This window comes from Nocardioides sp. NPDC057772, assembly GCF_042798075.1.
In the GTDB taxonomy this organism is placed as follows: domain Bacteria; phylum Actinomycetota; class Actinomycetes; order Propionibacteriales; family Nocardioidaceae; genus Nocardioides.
Genome location: NZ_JBHVKN010000312.1, coordinates 1 through 3,812, shown reverse-complemented (window position 1 = coordinate 3,812; position 3,812 = coordinate 1). Strand labels below are relative to the sequence as shown.

The 3,812-nt window shown below is 70.6% G+C and carries 3 protein-coding genes; 2 read left to right on the top strand and 1 reads right to left on the bottom strand.

Annotation, left to right across the window (positions count from 1 at the left end; translation table 11 throughout):
* Positions 1-82: 82 nt before the first annotated feature.
* Positions 83-1,435: a cation:dicarboxylate symporter family transporter gene (locus tag ACFVJS_RS26880; protein WP_378886617.1), complete on the bottom strand. Its 1,353-nt coding sequence runs from the start codon at positions 1,433-1,435 to the stop codon at positions 83-85.
* 146 nt (positions 1,436-1,581) lie between these two features.
* On the opposite strand from ACFVJS_RS26880, the gene ACFVJS_RS26875 reads away from it, so the two are divergent.
* Together ACFVJS_RS26875 and ACFVJS_RS26870 are read left to right on the top strand one after the other, a co-directional pair.
* Entirely contained in the window at positions 1,582-3,186 is a 1,605-nt protein-coding gene (locus tag ACFVJS_RS26875; RefSeq protein ID WP_378886616.1) for an ATP-binding protein, read from the top strand.
* The coding region (locus ACFVJS_RS26870; protein WP_378886615.1) for a response regulator at positions 3,183-3,812 on the top strand (630 nt) is incomplete at its 3' end. The genes ACFVJS_RS26875 and ACFVJS_RS26870, both read left to right, overlap by 4 nt.

Here is a 3,812-nt window from a genome sequence, read left to right as displayed (position 1 = left end):
GCGGGGATCCTCTACCGCACCGGGTGACGACTGGCCGTCCGCCGCGCGTGCACGCGCGGCATCCGGCCTGTCGTCGTGGGGTCTAGACGAGCGCCTTCTCGCTCTCCGCGGCGGGCGGGGCAGCCGCGTGGTCGTCGACCATCGTGGTCTCGTCGAACGGGTCCTGACCTGCCAGGACACGATTCAGCTGGCCGTGGTCGACGGTCTTGGTCCAGTGGCCGACCAGGACGGTGGCGACCGAGTTGCCGGCGAAGTTGGTCAGCGCCCGGGCCTCGGACATGAACCGGTCGATGCCGACGATGAGACCGACGCCGTCGACCAGCTCCGGGCGGTGGGACTGGAGGCCACCGGCCAGGGTCGCGAGGCCGGCGCCGGTGACACCGGCGGCGCCCTTGGAGGCGATCATCATGAACAGCAGCAGACCGATCTGCTCGCCGATGCTCAGCGGGTCGCCCATCGCGTCCGCGATGAAGATCGACGCCATCGTCAGGTAGATCGCGGTGCCATCGAGGTTGAAGGAGTAGCCGGTCGGGACGACCACGCCGACGGTGGCCTTCTCGACCCCGGCGTGCTCCATCTTCGCGATCAGGCGCGGCAGCGCGGACTCCGAGGAGCTGGTGGAGAGGATGAGCAGGAACTCGCGGGCGAGGTACTTGAGCAGCTTGAACAGGTTCACGCCGGTGGCCAGCTTGAGGAGCACACCCAAGATGACGAAGACGAAGATCGCGCAGGTGACGTAGAAGGCGATCATGATGACCGCGAGGCTCTTCAGCGCGTCCACACCGGTCTCGCCCACGACGCCGGCGATCGCACCGAAGGCTCCGATCGGGGCGGCCCACATGATCATCGCGAGCACGCGGAAGATGAGCTTCTGGATCCAGGTGATCGCGTTGAGGATCGGCTTGCCCGACTCGCCCATCCGCTGCAGCGCGAAGCCGACCAGGAGGGCGACGAGCAGGGTCTGCAGCACCACACCGGAGGTGAGCGCCGAGAAGAGCGAGGTCGGGATGATGCTCAGCAGGAAGTCGGTCGTGCTCCCGTGTCCTTCCGAGGCGGCCTCCTGGCCCGCACTGGACGCCTCCGGGTCGAGCTGGAGACCGGTGCCCGGGTCGATCACGTTGCCGACCACGACACCGATCGCCAGCGCGACCGTGGACATCACGATGAAGTAGAGCAGCGCCAGACCACCGACCCGGCCGACCTTGGCCGCGCTGGCGACCGAGCCGACACCGATGACCAGGGTGCAGAAGATGATCGGCTGGATCATCATCTTGATCAGGTTCACGAACGCGGTGCCGATCGGCTTCAGCTCGACCGCGAACGACGGCGCGGCCAGTCCGACCAGGATGCCGAGCAGCACCGCGGCGATCACGGCGATATAGAGATAGTGTGTCCGGTCCTTCTTGGGCCTTGTCTCGCTGGTTGTCGTACTCATCGTTCCTCCTGGTCCGCTGTGTCCGGCGCCCCCTCCGGGGCAACTCGGGCAACTCTCCGGGAGAAAGTGACGGTCGTCACTGTTGTGTTCGTTGTGTTCGTGGCCACGGTCACAACCGCTCCACCGGGGTGGGCGAGAATGAGGTGGTGCCCCGTGTCCGCCCGCTCCGCTCCCGCGCTCTCCGCGACCGCCCGGTGGCGCAGCAGGTGCTGCTCCTGCAGTTCGGCACGGTGCTGTTGCTCGTGGTCACCGGCATCCTGATGGCCTCCTACGACGCCCAGCGCGACTCCTACAGCCGTGCCACCCAGCGCGCGGTGGCCGTCGCCCAGACCGTCGCCGACTCCCCCACCGTGCGCACGGCGCTGCGCGGCGACGACCCGACGGCCACCCTGCAGCCCTGGACCGAGGAGGTGCGCCACGACACCGACACCGACTTCGTCGTCGTGATGGACCTGGACCGCACCCGCTACACCCACACCGACCCGGACCAGATCGGCGGGAGGTTCGTCGGCGACCTCGGAGGTGCGCCCGAGGGCGAGGTCTTCACCCAGCAGTACACCGGCACGCTCGGCCCGTCGGTCCGCGCGGTGGTGCCGGTCGAGGACGGCGACGAGATCGTCGCGCTGGTCTCGGTCGGCATCACGGTCAGCGACATCAACCGGGGGCTCAAGCGGGACGTCGGCATCGTGCTGCTCTGCGGCGCCTTCGTGCTCGTCGCCGGGCTGACCGGCGCCTGGCTGCTGAGCCGACGCCTGCACCGGCTCACCCACGGCCTGGGCGAGCGCGAGCTGGCCCGGATGTACGAGTACTACTCCGCCGTCCTCCACTCGGTCCGCGAGGGCCTGCTGCTGCTCGACGGCGAGGGACGGGTGCAGCTGGTCAACGACGAGGCCCGGCGCCTGCTGGCGCTCCCCGACGACGTGGTGGGCACCCGGATCGAGGATCTCGACCTGGCTCCCGGGCTGGTGGCCGCCGCCCGCGGCCGCACCGCCGAGTCCGACGACCTCTACCTCGCCGGCGAGCGGATCCTCGTGGTCTCCTCCGCGCCCGCGCTCTGGGACGGTCGCGAGGTCGGCTCCGTGGTGACGCTGCGCGACCACACCGAGCTGCGCTCGGTGACCGGCGAGCTCGAGGTCGTCCGCCGCCTCACCGAGTCGCTCCGGTCGCAGAACCACGAGGCGGCCAACCGGCTGCACACGGTCGTGTCGTTGATCGAGATGGGCCGTGCCGAGGACGCGGTCGAGTTCGCCACCGAGGAGCTGCAGGTCGCCCAGCTGCTGACCGACCAGGTCGTCGGCGCGGTCGAGGACCCGGTCGTGGCCGCGCTGCTGCTCGGCAAGTCGGCCGAGGCCGCCGAGCAGGGGGTCGACCTGCGCATCGTCGGCGAGCTGCCGCAAGGCACCGGTATCCCGCCCCGCGACCTGGTGACGGTGTTGGGCAACCTGGTCGACAACGCCTTCGACGCCGTCTCCGGCCTCGAGTCCCGCCAGGTCGAGGTCCACCTGACCGGCGATGACCACACCCTCACCGTCCGTGTGGGCGACAGCGGCCCCGGCCTGGGGGACACCGCCTCGACCCGCGTCCTCGACCGTGGCTGGACGACGAAGGCCGAGCCCGGCACCGGGCGCGGCCTGGGCCTCGCGCTGGTCGTCCAGGTCGCCCGCCGCCACGGCGGCGAGGTCGGCGTCGGCCGCTCGCACCTGGGCGGGGCCGAGTTCACCGTCACCCTCGCCACGGAGGTCTCGGAATGAGTGTGAGAGTCATGGTCGTCGAGGACGAGGCGCTGGCCGCCGAGGCCCATGCGGCGTACGTCGGGAGGGTGCCTGGCTTCACCCTCGCCGGGATCGCGAGGTCGGCGCGCGAGACGGTCCGGGCGCTCGACGCCGCGCGCGACGCCGGCGCCCCGGTCGACCTGATCCTGCTCGACATGAATCTGCCCGACGGCCACGGGCTCGGCCTGCTCAGCAGGCTGCGCACCGCCGGGCACCTGTGTGACGTGATCGCGGTGACGGCGGCGCGGGACACCAAGGTGGTGCGACAGGCCGTCGTGCAGGGCGTCGTGCTCTACCTGCTCAAGCCGTTCACGTTCGCGACCTTCCGGTCCAAGCTCGAGCAGTACGCCGACTACCGCGCCCGGCTCGAAGCTGCCCCGAAGGAGGTCGTCCAGGACGAGGTCGACCAGCTGCTGGGGTCGCTGCGACCCACCGGAAGCACGCCGCTGCCCAAGGGGATGAGCGCGGAGACGCTGCGAGCGGTGACGGCCGCTCTGCGCGAGGCCGAGCGCGACCTGTCCGCGAGCGAGGTCGCCGCGATCGTCGGCGCATCGCGGGTGACCGCGCGCCGCTACCTCGAGCACCTCGCGGACAAGGGCCTGGCC

Excerpts from the sequence above, each read along its gene's own strand:
- ACFVJS_RS26880 (WP_378886617.1), bottom strand. The coding sequence starts at position 1,435 with ATGAGTACGACAACCAGCGAGACAAGGCCCAAGAAGGACCGGACACAC.